At 41.6% G+C, this 17160-nt stretch carries 19 protein-coding genes; 9 read left to right on the forward strand and 10 right to left on the reverse strand.

Annotated elements, in window-relative coordinates:
* Positions 1–201: 201 nt before the first annotated feature.
* The 3 genes from ACED25_RS16375 to ACED25_RS16385 all read right to left on the reverse strand — a co-directional run bounded on the left by ACED25_RS16375 (position 202) and on the right by ACED25_RS16385 (position 2695).
* Complete coding sequence (locus ACED25_RS16375) at positions 202–1209, reverse strand: restriction endonuclease (RefSeq protein WP_371695688.1); 1008 nt, start codon at positions 1207–1209, stop codon at positions 202–204.
* A gap of 144 nt (positions 1210–1353) precedes the next feature.
* Entirely contained in the window at positions 1354–2130 is a 777-nt protein-coding gene (locus ACED25_RS16380) for a hypothetical protein (protein ID WP_371695689.1), read from the reverse strand.
* Between the two features lie 148 nt (positions 2131–2278).
* The gene (locus ACED25_RS16385) at positions 2279–2695 is read right to left on the reverse strand and encodes an N-acetyltransferase (protein ID WP_108112258.1); all 417 of its coding nucleotides are present in this window, start codon (positions 2693–2695) and stop codon (positions 2279–2281) included.
* 304 nt (positions 2696–2999) lie between these two features.
* On the opposite strand from ACED25_RS16385, the gene ACED25_RS16390 reads away from it, so the two are divergent.
* Positions 3000–3974, forward strand: coding sequence for an integron integrase (locus tag ACED25_RS16390; RefSeq protein WP_371695690.1), 975 nt, complete (start codon positions 3000–3002; stop codon positions 3972–3974).
* A gap of 176 nt (positions 3975–4150) precedes the next feature.
* Positions 4151–5524 carry a cytochrome P450 gene (locus ACED25_RS16395; RefSeq protein ID WP_371695691.1) on the forward strand — a complete coding sequence of 458 codons (1374 nt, stop codon included), beginning with the start codon at positions 4151–4153 and terminating at the stop codon, positions 5522–5524.
* A 57-nt stretch (positions 5525–5581) separates the two neighbouring features.
* Here the strand turns inward: ACED25_RS16395 and ACED25_RS16400 are convergent, their stop codons facing one another.
* The 3 genes from ACED25_RS16400 to ACED25_RS16410 all read right to left on the reverse strand — a co-directional run bounded on the left by ACED25_RS16400 (position 5582) and on the right by ACED25_RS16410 (position 6724).
* Positions 5582–5872 (reverse strand): hypothetical protein, encoded by a 291-nt coding sequence (locus ACED25_RS16400; RefSeq protein ID WP_009847116.1) that lies wholly within the window; start codon positions 5870–5872, stop codon positions 5582–5584.
* 131 nt (positions 5873–6003) lie between these two features.
* Positions 6004–6399 carry a DUF3465 domain-containing protein gene (locus tag ACED25_RS16405; protein ID WP_029225537.1) on the reverse strand — a complete coding sequence of 132 codons (396 nt, stop codon included), beginning with the start codon at positions 6397–6399 and terminating at the stop codon, positions 6004–6006.
* 76 nt (positions 6400–6475) lie between these two features.
* A complete protein-coding gene (locus ACED25_RS16410; protein ID WP_009847118.1) occupies positions 6476–6724 on the reverse strand; it encodes a TIGR03643 family protein in 249 nt (82 codons plus the stop codon).
* Positions 6725–7222: 498 nt separating this feature from the next.
* Here ACED25_RS16410 and ACED25_RS16415 point away from each other — a divergent pair, with 498 nt between their 5' ends.
* Positions 7223–7414: a hypothetical protein gene (locus ACED25_RS16415; RefSeq protein WP_009847119.1), complete on the forward strand. Its 192-nt coding sequence runs from the start codon at positions 7223–7225 to the stop codon at positions 7412–7414.
* Positions 7415–7626: 212 nt separating this feature from the next.
* Positions 7627–8046 (forward strand): BLUF domain-containing protein, encoded by a 420-nt coding sequence (locus ACED25_RS16420; protein WP_017097344.1) that lies wholly within the window; start codon positions 7627–7629, stop codon positions 8044–8046.
* A 93-nt stretch (positions 8047–8139) separates the two neighbouring features.
* Here ACED25_RS16420 and nrdF read toward each other — a convergent pair whose 3' ends face one another.
* The 4 genes from nrdF to nrdH are packed head-to-tail and all read right to left on the reverse strand — an operon-like array spanning position 8140 to position 11872.
* A complete protein-coding gene (nrdF, locus tag ACED25_RS16425; protein ID WP_032555225.1) occupies positions 8140–9111 on the reverse strand; it encodes a class 1b ribonucleoside-diphosphate reductase subunit beta in 972 nt (323 codons plus the stop codon).
* A 16-nt stretch (positions 9112–9127) separates the two neighbouring features.
* Positions 9128–11260, reverse strand: a complete 2133-nt coding sequence (gene nrdE / locus ACED25_RS16430; protein ID WP_371695692.1) for a class 1b ribonucleoside-diphosphate reductase subunit alpha — start codon at positions 11258–11260, stop codon at positions 9128–9130.
* Complete coding sequence (gene nrdI, locus ACED25_RS16435; protein WP_012604288.1) at positions 11253–11651, reverse strand: class Ib ribonucleoside-diphosphate reductase assembly flavoprotein NrdI; 399 nt, start codon at positions 11649–11651, stop codon at positions 11253–11255. Before nrdI ends, nrdE begins: the two co-directional genes overlap by 8 nt.
* Positions 11651–11872: a glutaredoxin-like protein NrdH gene (gene nrdH / locus ACED25_RS16440; protein ID WP_009847124.1), complete on the reverse strand. Its 222-nt coding sequence runs from the start codon at positions 11870–11872 to the stop codon at positions 11651–11653. Before nrdH ends, nrdI begins: the two co-directional genes overlap by 1 nt.
* Positions 11873–12057: 185 nt before the next feature.
* On the opposite strand from nrdH, the gene ACED25_RS16445 reads away from it, so the two are divergent.
* From ACED25_RS16445 to ACED25_RS16465, 5 genes are read left to right on the forward strand one after another with little or no spacing between them, the layout of a single operon-like run.
* Positions 12058–12426, forward strand: coding sequence for an iron-sulfur cluster assembly accessory protein (locus ACED25_RS16445; RefSeq protein WP_009847125.1), 369 nt, complete (start codon positions 12058–12060; stop codon positions 12424–12426).
* Between the two features lie 2 nt (positions 12427–12428).
* The gene (sufB, locus tag ACED25_RS16450; RefSeq protein WP_371695693.1) at positions 12429–13940 is read left to right on the forward strand and encodes a Fe-S cluster assembly protein SufB; all 1512 of its coding nucleotides are present in this window, start codon (positions 12429–12431) and stop codon (positions 13938–13940) included.
* A gap of 1 nt (position 13941) precedes the next feature.
* Positions 13942–14688 (forward strand): Fe-S cluster assembly ATPase SufC, encoded by a 747-nt coding sequence (gene sufC / locus ACED25_RS16455; RefSeq protein ID WP_371695694.1) that lies wholly within the window; start codon positions 13942–13944, stop codon positions 14686–14688.
* Positions 14678–15934 (forward strand): Fe-S cluster assembly protein SufD, encoded by a 1257-nt coding sequence (gene sufD / locus ACED25_RS16460; RefSeq protein ID WP_371695695.1) that lies wholly within the window; start codon positions 14678–14680, stop codon positions 15932–15934. The genes sufC and sufD overlap by 11 nt, the downstream gene beginning before the upstream one ends.
* The gene (locus ACED25_RS16465; RefSeq protein ID WP_371695696.1) at positions 15927–17159 is read left to right on the forward strand and encodes a SufS family cysteine desulfurase; all 1233 of its coding nucleotides are present in this window, start codon (positions 15927–15929) and stop codon (positions 17157–17159) included. The genes sufD and ACED25_RS16465 overlap by 8 nt, the downstream gene beginning before the upstream one ends.
* Position 17160: the final 1 nt, after the last annotated feature.

A 17160-nucleotide genomic window follows, 5' to 3' on the forward strand; every position in this document is an offset into this window, starting at 1 on the left:
GACGACATTACTTGCTTCATCTATGCGGTAACACTATCCCCTAAGCAACAAGAAAAGCTCTGATAATACAGGAGAGAAACTTCTACGTTTTTAATTGACTGTGGGGGTCATATCAACGCCGCATTAAGGTGTGAGCAGCGCTTGGCTATACTTGAGCGAAGCGAAACTGCCAAGCGTTGCGAATCACTCTTAAATGCTTTGTTAGGCGTTTTTCACCCAATCATACAATGATTTAAACGATTTATTTGTATTAGCTAACTGCTCCATATCGACATTATCTAATGCTCGAAGTAGCTTAGGATGATGTCTAATCATGCAACGAAACTCACTCTCTTCAAGGTCTAGCCAAATACCTATCGAAGGGTGCGGTACTGAATATTGCCAATTGTCTAAAGTGATATTATATTTAAGCCTTTCCACTGTACCCGAATAATCACCATCAGAATCAATCACCACTAATACAGGCGTATCTTTAGAGGTATTTCGATTCATATTAGCTACTACTTGAAGTGTCGTTGTTCCTCCTCCCATAACAAAGTTTACTTTTTTATTCAGGTCATGTTCCTTAAGAATTTTTTTCACAAAATACGATAATATATGTCTATCAACCCCTCCTTCACAAACAATAGTTAGCTCTCGTTCAGCAATCCGGTTTTCTCTGTGCATATAATGCATATCAGAAAAGTTGACCAGTTCATCATGCTCTTTGGTAACTTGTTGAATTTTCGGGGCGTGATATATAACACCTTCTTCGGCAGCGATTCGAAGCTTCTCCTTAAGTGTCCACTTAAAACCATTTGGCATTGCGATTACTGCATCAAGGTCTCGTTTATCAAAAAGTATCACATTTAATGATTTTCCTAACGTCAATGCATCAATTGCGTCTTCTGAGTAACCCGACATCGATATAAATATACCTAGTGTTCCTGACAACTTACCATCCACTTTTCCTTTGAATTGATAAATTGTTGATGCAGGTATGGGGTCTTTAACCCATTTAGCTTCTAATAGAAATACACTCCCATCAAGAAAGAGAGAGCCATCTATCTGTTCACCATCCGGTTTATACCCAGCACGTGGTTCTAAACCTTCGGTTTTTAACCATTCTATTAATATCTTCTCAAAGGCGAAACCTCTCTTTTGATGCCAACCATTCGGAGAATCATTCGACTCTCTACACCATTCTTTATACTTTTTTATATAATTCATACTTATCTACCAGAACGCCTAACGCCTGCTTAAGTGGCTGCCAACTTAAACGACACTCAAACAGACCGCCGTAATCACTACACCCAATCCAGACTAAAAATGCCAAAAGTTGGCGGTCCGCCTTAAAGCATTTGTTAGGCAAAATCACCAAACACTGAATTGTGGTTTATGTAATTGATGTTCCTGAATATAGAAATTCAAGCTATCGATAATTTTTTCATAGTCACTCGATGATTGAATCTGAGAAAATTCAGATTCAATTTCAATTAACCTATCCTTTTCAACATATGGGCTCACAATTCTTACCATTTGAGTATAATGTGTCACTGCACCATTAATATATCCGTCTTTGATTATTCCAACAAATTTGCTAACACTAATAACAACCACTATAAGAGTCATTGCATAACAATACTTTTTAATTTTCTTGCTTCCAGAGCTTTGTAGTGATTTTCTGATATCTTCTATTCTTTCTAGTAAATCAGCCTTTTCCGGCTTGTCATCTATTTCTTCTGTTGGACCATGCTCTATTTCTAACTCCATTTCATTCAGGTCTGCAAGAGTTTCTTGTTCTGCTTTTATCATATCTTTAACTTTTGAAAACATTATTAGACAACCAACAATGTAGCCACTAATTAGTAGAGAAGTAAAAGACAGCAACAACGAGTAGCTAGCTTGCTCTCTGTAACCTTTTGCTACATCTCGATACAGATCATTTTTAAAGCTTTCAATACCTAGCGTTGCAACTTCTAACAATATATTAGAGCCGGAGCGGAGTGCTGGTTGAAAGATGTATTCCCAAACCCCACTGCCTATTGCACCAATTACTACGGCCCCAATAGTGCCTAAAACAAACTTAACAATCTTATTCATATTCTCAGTATAAAAAGAAAAAATTAATGATAATGCAATAGCACGCACTTTGCATGCCCGTATTGCCTAACGCCTGCATAACACGTTTACTACCAAGCAATTATACTTAAAATTGACGCCTTAAAACGATAAACACCCGGCAAACTGAGATTGCCGAGTGTAGTAAATCGTGTTGATGCGATTGTTATGTTTTTATCTAAAAGCTGAAATACGATGGATTATCATACACTTCGCGTGGTTTCACAGAATCATCCAGATATAGACGAAGATGAACACGAGTTCCAAGGCTTTGGTACTTTTCAAATCCGAGAGATTCATAAAAAGTTACGAGATTCTCCATAGTTAATTCGCTATCCGCGTCTGGTTCTGCGGTGATTTCTACGCAAGCTTTAGGGCATTCTACCGCAATACGTTTAAGCGTCTCAGAGAGCAACTTTTTAGCTAATCCTTTCCTGCGAAATTCAGGTAATATATCTATGCGCTCGATAGAATAGACATTTTGATGTGCCGCATTTTGTCTCCACATGCAATTACAATCATTACTGTAGTTTTCAAAATACTCATAAAAAAATCCTTCATGCTCTTTATGCATAATATTGGATAACTGATCCATGATACTCCTTATGGATAAACCGTCGGCTGGTTAAATTTACCAAGCCTTTTAATCGTAAATTTTGGTTGTTTTCGGGGGCACACCAAAACATAACAGCTCTTAGACAGAAAAATTCTGCATTTAAATGTAGAATTTTTCTATCTAGTATCTTGATGAAGTTAACCATACCCCGTTTTTATTAAAACTAACAGCAACTTAAGCACTACGAGCATCTGCCTGAATCCCAAAATACAGATTTTTTCTATATAGCATGAATTGATGTGCCAAACTGAAACTCATGTATATATAACCAGTTAAAATTAAAATGCAAAAATCACCATTTCTAGCCTATATACAAGAGTATATGTTGGGGAGACACTATGCTCTTCGTACTACACAGGCGTACATTTATTGGATTCACCAGTACATTCTTTATCATGATAAAAAGCATCCCAGAAGTTTGACGTCGAGGCATGTAGAAGACTTCCTGACGCACTTAGTTGTTGATAGGAAGTCAGCACAGAAAACGCAGAGCCTAGCCCTCAATGCGATAGTCTTTTTATACAAAGAAATCGTTCAGGAACCCATTGAACTTGATATGCAGTTTCGCCGTTCAGAAAAATCCCGAAAGTTGCCAACGGTTATGACTCCAGAAGAAATTGGCAGGTTCTTTAACCACTGCTCAGCTAACTTCAAATTACCTTACCAATTAATGTATGGGTCAGGCCTACGGTTGATGGAGTGTCTGCGCTTACGAATGCAAGACATCGACTATGACTACAAATCAGTGCGAGTGTGGCAAGGAAAAGGAGGAAAGAACCGTATAGTGACAATAGCCCCCGAGCTTTTTCCCGCAATCCAGTTGCAACAACAGAAATCCGCAGAATACTATCAGCAAGATATACATGATAAAGCTTTTTCTGGCGTATACCTGCCCGACTCTCTAGCTAAAAAATACCCGAGTGCAGAAAGAAGCTTAAATTGGCAATTTCTTTTTCCTTCTGCTCGTCTGGCACCCGATTTACGAACAGGTGAATTACGTAGGCATCATATTCATCCAACAGCACTACAAAAACACATTAAGGTCGCTAGCCAAAAAGCCGACATTGAGAAAAACATTTCCTGCCACACTTTAAGGCATTCATTTGCTACGCACCTTCTTCAAAGCGGTGCTGATATTAGAACAGTTCAAGAACAGCTTGGACATACCGATCTAAAAACAACGCAAATATATACTCACATCATAGATAGAGGAGCCAACGGCGTAATTAGTCCACTGTCAAAAATATTCGTTAAGTAATTGTCGAGGAATCTCCGGTTCCGAGGTTTCGTAAATTTAGCGGTTAACCACTCACTTACATACCTTTACTTACCAAACCATGAAACTTGCTAAATTAGATGCTGAAGTTACTTATCGCTCTAGCCGTAACTTCAGTATTGTTACGCGCCATCAATGATATACATAAGGAAATACAAATGCAGCGAATTGAGCAGCTACCAATGCCACCCACCTCTGGTGTTTTAGGACATGTTAGTTATTTAAAAAAGTCCAATGTTCATCAGCAAATGTTGTGTTGGATTAGAGAGTACGGTGCTCATTTTCGTTTAAAGCTAGGCATGAAAGATGTACTTGTATTATCCGACGCAGCTCAAATCAAGTCGGTGTTGAAATCGAGACCGGATGAATTTCGCCGCCTAAAGAATATCGAGAGTGTCTTTGATGAAGTCGGTCTTAATGGCGTATTCTCTGCTGAAGAAGAACGTTGGAAGCATCAACGAAAATTAACAGAACCTATGTTTCAGCCGGGTCATCTGAAAAATTTTCACCCTCAGCTAAGTGTGATTACGGAGCGTTTGGGAAAGCACCTTGAAATGCTAGCGGAATCAGGAGAAGTGGTCGAACTCGTAGCAGAGTTTAAAAAATACACGGTTGATGTAACATCTCTGCTAGCGTTCGGGGAAGACTTTAACTCTATAGAACAAACAACTGTGCCACTAAGTAAAAGCTTACAAAACGTATTTCCGGTAATAAATCAACGCTGTAGTTCTCCAATTCCATTGTGGCGTTTTTTCAAAACGAAAAAAGACAAGCTGTTTGATACCAGTTTGGAAGACATAGGGCATTTCGTTTATGGGTGTATTGAAAAACAACGCGCTCGTCTGGTTCACGAACCAGCCCTTAAAGACTCACCAGAGAACATGCTGCAAATCATGTTATTGGAACAAGAACAAGATTCCTCATTAACTGACCAAGATATTGTTGCAAATGCTATTACCCTTCTATTAGCAGGTGAAGATACCACAGCGAATACACTGGCATGGATGGCATTCTTAGTCAGCGGCAATCGCAGTAGTGAGTTGGCCTTACAAGATGAACTTGACGCCCTAGGGAAGAGAAAAGTCTTAGAATGGCCGCTTCCTCGAACACCTTATATGACAGCGGTGATGTATGAAGCCATGCGATTAAAGCCGGTAGCACCACAACTTTATTTGGAACCCACACGAGACACTCAGATTGGTGACATCGAAGTAAAAAAAGGCACACCTGTTTTTGTAATGCTACACGCGAATGGTTTTGACCCTGATTTATTTGAAGATCCAACAACGTTTAACCCGAATCGTTGGGTAGAAAAAGATGGCGCTTCCTTCTCTAACCTTCAGCCGTTTGGTGGAGGAGCAAGGCTATGCCCTGGACGCTCATTGGCCATGATGGAAATTAAACTCGCCTTTCATACATTGTTTAAAGAATTCAGCATTGAGCCACAACAAGCCCCTGAAACTGTGGTTGAACAGTTTGCGTTCACGATGTCTCCCGTTGGGTTTAATGTAAAAATAACCAAGCGAAGCTAGCTTACAAATAGACCTATCGAGAGCCAATGATAGAGCCGAACTATCGGCTCTTTTCGTCTATTTCAACTCATCCAACACTTCATAGCATTCCGTGTCTATTTTCAGATAAGTACCTTGATCTAAAGCTATCGTATGAAATTCTGGGTCACCCACATCATTAACCAAATTGACTTCAAGCCAAACTTTGCCAAATTCATCGATATACCAAACTCGCCACAAAAGATTGGACTGTACAAGCAGCTGATAAAGCTTGTAGGTCATATACAAGTCTGAACCCGCTTTCTGTGATGCTTCAATGAGATCATCAGGAATACTCACGACTTGAACTAAATAATTCACTTCAATCATAAAGCCTCAAATTATTAAATCACTAAAAACCAAGTTACAACAAAACCCAGTGATAGGCACCCTTTCACTACCTATCTCTAACACCCTTCTACGATGCTCTTCAATGGCAGATATGCCATGCCAAGTGTCGTCTATTCGTATATTTTCCCATTATGCTTCAGCCAGCCATGAGCATGGTGATTCCGAGGGTCTTTGTGGGTCCAGTGCATCACGCCACCTTTCTTGTTCCATTCATACTCCCCATAAAATTCAACTCTATCGCCCTTTCTCAATCCCTGAATACGAGGAGCTAAATCAATATTATGTGCCACCAGCAAAGTTTGTCCGCTGTCGAGCCTTAAGATAAACTTCTGATGTCGAGAGCCTTTATTATCGTCTGGAAGTAATCGTGAAACTAAACCCGACCCACGTACTTGAACATCACTTTTGTGATTTTGGTAAGCTTGCTTAAGTCGCGCATCATTGGCCTGAACATGGCTGACACCAAAGCAGAGCAATACCAAAAATAGAGTAATAAACTTTTTCATTCCTTTTATTCCTTTTATTCCTTTCTTTTCCATACAGGGATATCCATTGAGGCTACAAATCTACGTAAGTATCAATTTAACGATGCTTATACTGAGTAGGGCAATAACCTCTAGATACATCTGAGCTACGAAGTTTTACGTGCTTGGTAGAGCGACCAGAAACGCGAGTACGCCACAACTTGAAACTGCCAAGCTTCAAACGACTGCGCATCAAGCGAATCACCTCTGATTCATTTAAACCAAATTGCAGTTCTATTGCTTCAAACGGCGTTCTGTCTTCCCACGCCATTTCAATAATTCTTGATTCAGTCTCTTTAGATAACATCTTTGCCTACTCATCTTCAATTAAATGAACAGAAATACGTTCCTTCTTGCTCATTAGATCAAAGACTTATCGCTTAAATTGAAAAACCCCAACATCCAAAAAGCAACGGCAGAATTACTAATCCATCAAGTCATCAAGTCCGTTTATGGCTAAAGATTAAAACAGGATGCCGAAGATGCGACATCGCAATAACCTGAACCAATACAAAGTAATTTCGAAAAAACGTAAAACCACAAACCACACTAGTTCGATTTGTAACCACTTATTACATTGAATTTTTTTAAATAAACCCCTACCCAAAAGTCTACTGAACGGTGGTCACATTACACCATACTTATCATAGGTAATACGGCCATCCACCCTCTTATTTATCACATTTTGGAATACCAAAATCATTCAATTGAACTCATCAACACAGCTTATTAATTAAGCAATTGAACTCATAACGTAGACCCTGTACGCTTACACTATGCACACGGTTACTTAATGGAGATCACAATGAACGAACTACTGACAAGCGCCATGGAACAGAAACAACGAACAACAGTGACCAGTTTATTCGCAAGGAATGGATTTAAGATCGCAGCCACTGATTTTGATGATGTGACTTTTGAACGTGAAAGCGTATTGGTCAATGTTCGATTCGATGCATCTTCCAACGTCGAATCGATTTCGGTTCTTAACGACTAACGAGAGACTCGATGCAAGCAGGTCGCTAGAATGATTGAATGTCCAATATTCGGCTCATTTTAGCGCATCTTGCTAGCTGTCCTTTGCGACTTCATCGCCATCCTCTTCTCTTCCGAAAGCCCCCGAGTGACAATTAGGTCAATAACTCGCAATTCCATGAGCTTGGCTTATATTTATTAATACCCTTTGAACAAAAATTCGAAATGATGCCTATGTTCCTAACTCGGTTAATTTATGTCAGTACACTTTCCGAATGTTGTGATTCCAAAGCACTGGATGAAATACTCACTATCTCACGAGACCACAACCGGCAGAGCCATCTAACAGGGCTTCTCAGTCATAATCAAAAGTACTTTCTTCAATGCATTGAAGGCTCTAGGGAGGCGGTAAACCATACCTACAATCACATCCTAAACGATAAGCGGCACGAGAGAGTGACCATACTGTATTTTAAGGAAGTTGATTGTCGAGAGTTTGGAGATTGGTCAATGGGAGACATTCCGCAGTCTAATTTGACTGAACTGTTGAACTTACAATTTTCGACTTCGGATCAATTTAACCCATACGAAATGTCTGGCGAAAGTGCTTATAAAATGCTTTTAGAGTTAAAGCAAAATTTGCCGTCTGAGTGACCTAATTTTCAAACGGCTGGCCTTAGAACGATGATGTCGATTCAGGGGTAAGTAATCCTCTTTCAAGCCCGAGTTCATACTCGGGCTATTTGTTCAAAAGTCCCAGTCATCGTCTTCAGTAGCGACAGCTTTACCTATGACATAAGAAGATCCAGAACCAGAAAAGAAGTCATGATTTTCGTCAGCATTTGGCGACAAGGCGGCCATGATAGCAGGGTTAACCTGACATAACTCATCCGGGAACAATGCTTCAAACCCGAGGTTCATCAATGCCTTGTTGGCATTGTAATGTAGAAAATGCTTCACATCTTCAGTTAAGCCAACAGGATCATAAAGCGATTCGGTATATTGTGTTTCGATTTCATAAAGAGAGAACATTAATGAATAAGCTTCATCCTTAACTCTCGCCTGTTCTTCCTCACTAAGAGATTGGTAAGCAAGTTGGAATTTATATCCAATGTAGTAACCATGAATCGCCTCATCACGAATAATCAGACGGATCAAATCCGCTGTATTGGTCAGTTTTGCCCGACTCGACCAATGCATGGGTAGATAAAACCCAGAATAGAATAAGAAACTCTCTAGAAAAACACTGGCCACTTTTTTCTTTAGCGGATCGCCTTCAGCCAAATAATCGTCGAGGATAATCTGTGCTTTTTTCTGTAACAGAGGGTTCTCTTCAGCCCAGCGAAACGCTTCATCAATTTGCGGCGTAGTACACAAAGTTGAGAAGACAGAAGAGTAACTACGAGCATGAACTGCCTCCATAAAAGCGATATTGGTTAATACCGCTTCTTCATGAGGCGTTCTCGCATCTTCCATCAAGGCTGGCGCACCCACCGTATTCTGAATCGTGTCGAGTAACGTTAAACCGGTAAAAACTCTAATCGTTAGCGTTTGCTCTTCTTCAGTTAGTTGCTTCCATGTTTGAATATCATTGGATAAAGGTACCTTTTCAGGCAGCCAAAAATTAACCGTCAGGCGATTCCAAATCTCTAGATCTTTGCCATCAATCATACGATTCCAGTTAATCGCTTGAACGGGTCCGGATTCCATCTTTTTCATTGCGTTTATCCCTTTATTACAGTGAGCACGACACGCACCCTTCGACTTGAGTACCTTCTAATGCTTTCTGTCGCATTCGGATGTAGTAAAGCGTTTTAATTTTCTTTTTCCATGCGTAGATCTGAGCTTTGTTGATATCTCTCGTCGTTACCTCATCGTCAAAAAACAAAGTTAATGAAAGGCCTTGATCAACATGTTCAGTGGCCGCTGCATAGACATCGATTATTGCCTTAGGGCCTATGGAAAAGGCATCACGGAAGTACTCTAAATTGGAGTTATTCAAATACGGCGCAGGGAAGTAAACTCGCCCAATTTTACCCTCTTTTCTTATCTCCACTTTAGCGGTAACGGGATGAATAGAAGCGGTAGAGTCGTTGATATAGCTAATTGAGCCTGTAGGAGGAATGGCCTGTAAGTATCGGTTGTATAGCCCTGAGCTCATGACAAGTTGTTTCAATTCGCTCCACTCAGATACGGTGGGTATTCGTATATCTAAACGGCTAAACAAATCTTTAACCACATCCAATTTTGGCGAGAAATCCTGCTGCAAATATTTGTCGAAGAAAGACCCATCACTGTAACTAGAATCTTCGAACCCTTTGAACGTACTCTTTTTCTCTTGTGCCAACTTATTGGAAGCCACGAGACAGTGATATAAAACACAGGCAAAATAACTGCTGGTGAAATCAATGGCCTCTGATGAATCATAGTGAATGCGTTCTCGAGCCAAAAAACCATGCAAGTTCATCTGACCTAAACCAATAGCATGACTTTCATCGTTGCCCTTTCTTATCGAAGGAACACTGTTGATTGCGCTCATCTCTGACACTGCATTTAATGCTCGAATTGCGGTATCAACGGTTTGAGATAGTCGACCTCCATCCAAGGCTTTGGCAATGTTGATCGAGCCTAAATTGCACGAAATATCTCGCCCGACATGACTATAGTTCAAGTCATCATCATAATTTGACGCCTCGTTGACCTGCAATATTTCAGAACACAAGTTAGACATATTTACACGCCCCTGAATGGGGTTAGCCTGATTAACCGTATCTTCGAACATAATGTATGGATAGCCCGACTCAAATTGGATCTCGGCAAGTGTTTGGAAAAGCCCTCTTGCACTCATTTTCCCTTTGCGGATCCTCGGGTCGTCCACCATTTCATGGTACTTCTCCGTCACGCTAATTTCAGAGAAAGGTACGCCATACACTCGCTCGACATCATGAGGAGAAAACAAGTACATATCTTTGTTTTGCTTGGCTAATTCTAGAGTAATATCGGGAATGACAACACCAAGGCTCAAGGTCTTAATTCTGATTTTTTCATCGGCATTTTCTCTTTTTGTATCAAGAAATTGCATGATGTCTGGATGGTGAACATTGAGATAGACAGCACCCGCGCCTTGCCTAGACCCCAATTGGTTTGCATACGAGAAACTGTCTTCAAGCAATTTCATCACAGGGACGACACCTGAACTTTGATTTAAGATCCCCTTAATGGGCGCACCTTGCTCTCTTAAGTTCGTCAGAAGTAAAGCAACACCACCGCCACGACGTGAGAGTTGCAACGATGAGTTAATCGCACGACCGATGCTCTCCATATTGTCTTCGATTCTCAACAAAAAGCAGGAGATCAATTCACCACGGCTCTTTTTACCGGAGTTAATAAAAGTGGGCGTAGCCGGTTGAAAGCGTTGATGAATGATTTCTTCCATTAGTGCCAGAGCAAATTCACAGTCACCACGAGCCAGTAACAGCGCAGTCATAACCACTCGGTCTTCGAACCTTTCTAAATATCGCTTACCATCACGAGTTTTCAGTGCATAGGAAGTAAAAAACTTATAAGCACCTAAGAACGTGCGGAATCGAAATTTGGCTTGATAGGCGTTTGCCCAGATTTGATGAAGAAAACTGCGATCATATTGATCAATAACTTGAGCCTCGTAATATCCCTCTCTGAGCAAATAGTCGATCTTCTCGTCTAAATTATGAAAGAAAACGGTATTTTGATTAACGTGTTGTAAGAAAAACTGTCGAGCCGCTTGCTTGTCTGCCTCAAACTGAATCGTCCCTTGTTCATCAAGTAGATTCAACATTGCGTTTAAAGCATGGTAGTCAAGGGACTCGTTCTCAAAGTGGTTATCCATGATGTTTCCAAAATTGTTCTAACCCATTTGTCACGATATCAATATCGCTCTGGGTTCCAGATAGTTCGAAACGATACAACAGCGGTACATTGCATTTTTCAGCTACAATGGCACCTCCGCGAGCAAAAAGAGCTCCAAAGTTTCGATTTCCCGATGCAATCACACCTTTAATCAATGCTCGATTATTCGGGTTATTCAATAGACTTATAACAGAGTTAGGCACAGCTCCTCGCCCCTCACCATCGGCATAAGTCGGGCATATGAGTACGAATGGTTGCTCAATCTCTAGCGCCCTTTCATTGGCCTCAGTAGGAAGCCTGATCGCAGGTAATCCTAGCTGTTCGACAAACCGCTTCGTATTCCCGGAAGCGCTAGAATAATAAACAATCATTAACCCAACGCGCTGATCATGTCAGGTCTAAAACCGGACCAGTGGCGGTCATTGGCCACAACCACGGGAGCTTGTCGATAACCCATTGATTGAACTCTTTCCATTGCGATTTCGTCGCACGTTAAATCAACAACTGTATGCTCAATTCCTTTGCTCTGTAACGCCTTAACCGTTGCTGTGCATTGCACACACTGTGGCTTGGAATAAACGATGACATCCATATTATACAACCTCAATTAAATCTTAATGATAATCATTACTAATATATATTGGCACATATAGTATTTGGGATTTATGTTTTGTCAACATATTGATCCTCGACTTAAAGACCATAGACAATACATGGTTGATATGCAAATGATAATCAATATCATCTATTGTCACCAGTCAAATATGGAGCAGTAAGGTGAGTATTTCGAGTTCCGGTTCTAATGACATATCCATACATGATATGGAGTGGCAAGGCGTCACGTTAAGTGAAAGTGCCGCAAACAGAATTTCCCAGTTATCACATGGGCAAAAGCACTTCCACCTCACGGTTAAGTCCTCTGGCTGTACGGGGTTTGCATATGAAGTGGCGCTGATCGATTCGCCATCCGATGACGACATCAAGTACGAATCACATGACGTCATTTTCTATATTGCACTCAAAGCCCTACCTATGATCGATGGCACAGAGATCGACTTTGTGCGTCAGGGTTTAAACAGTAATTTTGTATACAATAATCCCAAAGTGAAGAACCTTTGTGGATGTGGCGAGAGTTTTGGAGTTTAACCATGTGCGCATTAGAAATGCAGTCTGAAGCTAAAACGCGACCTGAAATTGACACGCAGCCTGAAGTTACAGAGTTACTGCATAGCAGTCACTATCGTGAAGGTTTCTACACTGAGTTATCTTCAGATACTTTGTCGAAGGGAATCAACGAACAAGTCGTTCGAGCAATCTCCGCAAAACGTAACGAACCCGAATGGATGTTGGAGTTTCGCCTCAAAGCATTCCGTAAATGGCGAACAATGGAGGAACCGCATTGGCTAAAAGCCGATTATCCAGACCTAAATTACCAAGATTACAGTTACTACTCCGCCCCAAGTTGCTCTAGCTGCGACAAAGATAGTTGTGATAAAGATAGTGATGATGGCTCGAATGAATTTTTAACCGAAGAAGTCGAGACAGCCTTTGAAACACTGGGGATTCCAGTTAGGGAAGGTTCAGAAATTGCTGTCGATGCAATCTTCGATTCAGTTTCCGTCACCACTACCTATCAAAACGAACTGAAAGAACTCGGGATCATCTTCTGTTCATTCAGCGAAGCAATCCAAGAATACCCTGAACTTGTGCAGCAATACTTAGGCACCGTTGTTCCACCTGAAGATAACTTCTTTGCAGCTTTGAATGCCTCTGTTGCCTCTGACGGCACTTTTGTTTACATCCCTAAAGGTGTGAGATGCCCAAGAGAACTCTCTACCTACTTTCGAATAAACCAAGCAAAAACAGGCCAGTTTGAAAGAACAATTTTAGTGGCTGATGAGGACTCATACGTCAGCTACATTGAAGGTTGCTCTGCCCCGATGAGAGATACTTATCAACTTCACGCCGCCGTCGTAGAAGTCATCATTCACAAGCGTGCTGAAGTTAAATATTCCACTGTGCAAAACTGGTTCTCAGGAGCAGAGGATTCACAAGGCGGCATACTCAACTTCGTAACCAAACGTGCGGTTTGCGAAGGCGAGTACAGCAAAATGTCTTGGACTCAATCAGAAACAGGCTCTGCGATAACGTGGAAGTACCCAAGCGTGATTCTCAAAGGAAACTACTCTGTCGGTGAGTTTTTCTCCGTCGCTTTAACGAATGGCGTTCAACAAGCCGATACCGGCACTAAGATGGTTCATATAGGAAAACACTCTCGCTCTACCATCATTTCAAAAGGGATTTCAGCAGGCAAAAGCCAGAACAGTTACCGAGGGCTGGTTAAAGTCACCCCCAACGCAGAAGGTGCGAGAAACTTCACTCAGTGCGATTCAATGTTAATCGGCGCCGAATGTGGGGCTCACACTTTTCCTTATATCGAAGTCAAAAACCCGTCTGCTCACGTTGAACACGAAGCAACGACCTCTCGAATTGGCCAAGATCAACTGTTTTACTGCACCCAAAGAGGGATCAGTGAAGACAACGCCATATCCATGATCGTCAATGGTTTTTGTAAAGACGTATTTTCAGAATTACCACTCGAATTCGCTGTTGAAGCGCAGAAACTTCTATCAATCAGCCTCGAGCATAGTGTGGGATAAAATGTTAGAAATTAAAAATTTACATGTCAGCGTTGAAGAAAATACTATCCTAAAAGGTATTAACCTAACCGTTAAACCTGGTGAAGTTCACGCAATTATGGGGCCTAATGGGTCAGGAAAAAGTACCCTATCCGCCACACTGGCAGGCAAGGATGATTACGAGGTCGTCAGTGGTGAGATTGTTTTCAAAGGTCAAGATCTTACAGAGCTAGATCCAGAGGAAAGAGCCGGTGAAGGGGTATTTTTAGCCTTTCAGTACCCTGTCGAAATTCCAGGTGTCAGTAACAAACTCTTTCTAAATACAGCTCTCAACGAGGTTCGTGAATATCGAGGCTTAGAACCAATCGATCGTTTTGACTTTGAAGATCTATTGGAAGAAAAAGCGCAATTGTTGAAGATGCCGGCAAATTTACTCCAACGCTCTGTCAATGAGGGATTCTCTGGTGGAGAGAAAAAGCGCAATGACATTCTACAAATGGCGGTGCTCTCACCTGATCTTTGTATACTAGACGAGACCGACTCAGGTCTAGATATTGATGCCCTTAAAGCCGTCTCTGAAGGTGTAAACGCGCTGCAGAATGAGCAACGATCTTTCATTTTGGTCACGCACTATCAACGTATCCTCAATTACATCAAACCAGATTTCGTGCACGTGTTGTACCAAGGAAAGATTGTAAAATCTGGTGACCACACGTTAGCTCAAGAATTAGAAGAGAAAGGCTATGGGTGGATCATTGATGAACAATAAACATTCATTGCTTGATTCATTTGAAACCCTTGTTCGACCGCATGAGTGGCAAAAAAAACAATGGTCTAAATTGCTTGGGGTTGAGTTACCGTCCCCTCAACATGAGGACTGGAAATACACGCCTCTTGACCGATTAAACGAACTAGAGCTAAGCAGCGCACCACAGCAGTCGACAACTAACACGCCATACAACAAATTCAGTTTAGACATTGATGCTTATCGATTAGTCTTCGTCGACGGCTTCTTTTTAGCTCGATACTCCGACTGGATTCCAAAAGTTCGAGTGACTCCCATCTGCGCGCTCTCTCCAATTGAAATCGATGAGCTATCTCGTTCAATAAAGCCAGACGCTTTTACCTATATTACTGATGCTACCGCTTCAAGTGGCATATTAATCGAGGTCGAAGCGAATACGCAGGTATCGAAACCTATTTATCTTCTGCATATCAATTCCGGAAAACAAGGTGATGTATCAAGCTACAGAAGCCATATTGAAGTCGCAGATCATGCGGAAGTCACCGTCATCGAACACCATGTTTCACAAGGTAGTGGTAGAGGCGTAACATTATCTCGCTTAACACAACACGTTGGTTGCGGTGCTCACTATCATCACACTAAAATTGTCGAAGAGGCCTTAAGTCAACATCACTTCGGTCATAACGATTTGGTGATTAATGCGCATGCTAGCGCCTACTCTTGTTGCTTGCTCTACTCCGGCCAATTGATACGACATCAAGTAAGTTCAGAACTGACTGGCGAACAAGGTTTTGTCGCTATGGACAGTATTTCCCTACCTCAAGGTGAGGCAGTTTTTGATACTCGCACCTATTTGAAACACAACTCTCCCCACTGCCAAAGTGAACAAAATCATAAAACCATCGCTCGAAACCAATCTAAGTCTGTTTTCGACGGCATGATCTATGTTGACCCTACCGCGCAAAAAACAGACGGGCAAATGGACACCCACAGTCTGATTTTAGGCGATGAAGCCCAAGTAAACTCTAAACCTCAATTAGAGATTTATGCCGATGATGTCAAATGCAGCCATGGTGCAACAACAGGGCAAATCGACCCAAACCAAATCAACTACTTACGCTCTAGAGGTATCCCAAAAGAACGAGCCGAGCACATGATTACCTCTGCGTTTGTCATTGGCGTTACCGAGAGAATTAAACACCCCGCCCTAAGACAATCTGCGATAGATAAAATCAATGCGTCACTCAATAAAGGATGTCCAAATGATTGATTCGAGCGAAAATACAAGCCCTTGGTTTAATGACTTCCCAGCTCTAAGAACTCAAGTTTACGACAAGCCTTTGGTCTATTTAGACAGTGCTGCAACGGCCCAAACCCCTCAAGTCGTTATCGACCGCATGACTCAGTTTTATCAACATGATTATGCGAGTGTTCATCGCGGTGTCCATTACCTAAGCTCTAAAGCAACCGAAGAAATGGAACAAGTGAGAGAAAAACTTGCTCAGTTCATTTCAGCTAAATCCAGAGAAACTATTGTTTTTACCAAAGGGACGACAGAGGCCATCAATCTCGTTGCGAATAGCTATTTGCGCCCTAGGTTAAAAGCGGGTGACGAAATCATCGTGACGGAGATGGAGCATCACGCCAACCTTGTTCCTTGGCAGATGCTTTCTGAAATTTATAATGTCAACATTCGTGTTTGGCCAATGGCAAAAAATGGCTATTTGAATCTCAACGACCTTGTGTCGTTAATGAATACAAAGACAAAACTGCTGGCGATTAGCCACGTATCGAATGTTCTAGGTCGCATAAACCCAATTAAAACGATAGTCAAAGCTGCACATAAAGCAAAAGTCCCCGTGTTAGTAGACGGTGCTCAAGCTGTCATGCACGATGAAGTCAATGTGACGGACCTCGATTGTGATTTCTACGCCTTCTCTGGGCACAAACTGTATGGCCCGACAGGCATCGGCGTGCTTTATGCAAAAAAAACACATCTCGACAACATGGTGCCATGGGAAGGCGGCGGAGCCATGATCGATCAAGTGACCCTGCCTTTGGGAACCTCGTTTGGCCAAGCGCCATGGAAGTTCGAAGCAGGTACTCCGAATATTGCCGGCATTTTAGGTTTAGGCGCCGCTCTAGACTACATTGAAGCTATCGGCTTCAAAGAGATCTCTGGCTATGAAAAAAATATAATGAATTATTTGGTGGAGAGCATTAGACAGATACCAGCAATAGAGATCTATGGCGATGATGATAACCGCACGGGCGTTTTGGCTTTTAATATGAAGAATCAACACTCTTTTGATGTGGGTTCATTCTTAGATAGATATGGTATTGCGATTCGTACCGGACATCTCTGCGCAATGCCCCTTATAAAACGACTCGGACAAAACTCGCTGTGTCGCGCATCGATTGGCATGTACACAAGGCCCAAAGACATAGACGCCTTGTGCCAATCACTAAAACGAATCCACCAACTGTTAAGGTAGC

Origin of the sequence: Vibrio sp. 1F263, from assembly GCF_041439035.1 — a bacterium.
GTDB classification, from domain to species: Bacteria; Pseudomonadota; Gammaproteobacteria; order Enterobacterales; family Vibrionaceae; genus Vibrio; species Vibrio tasmaniensis_A.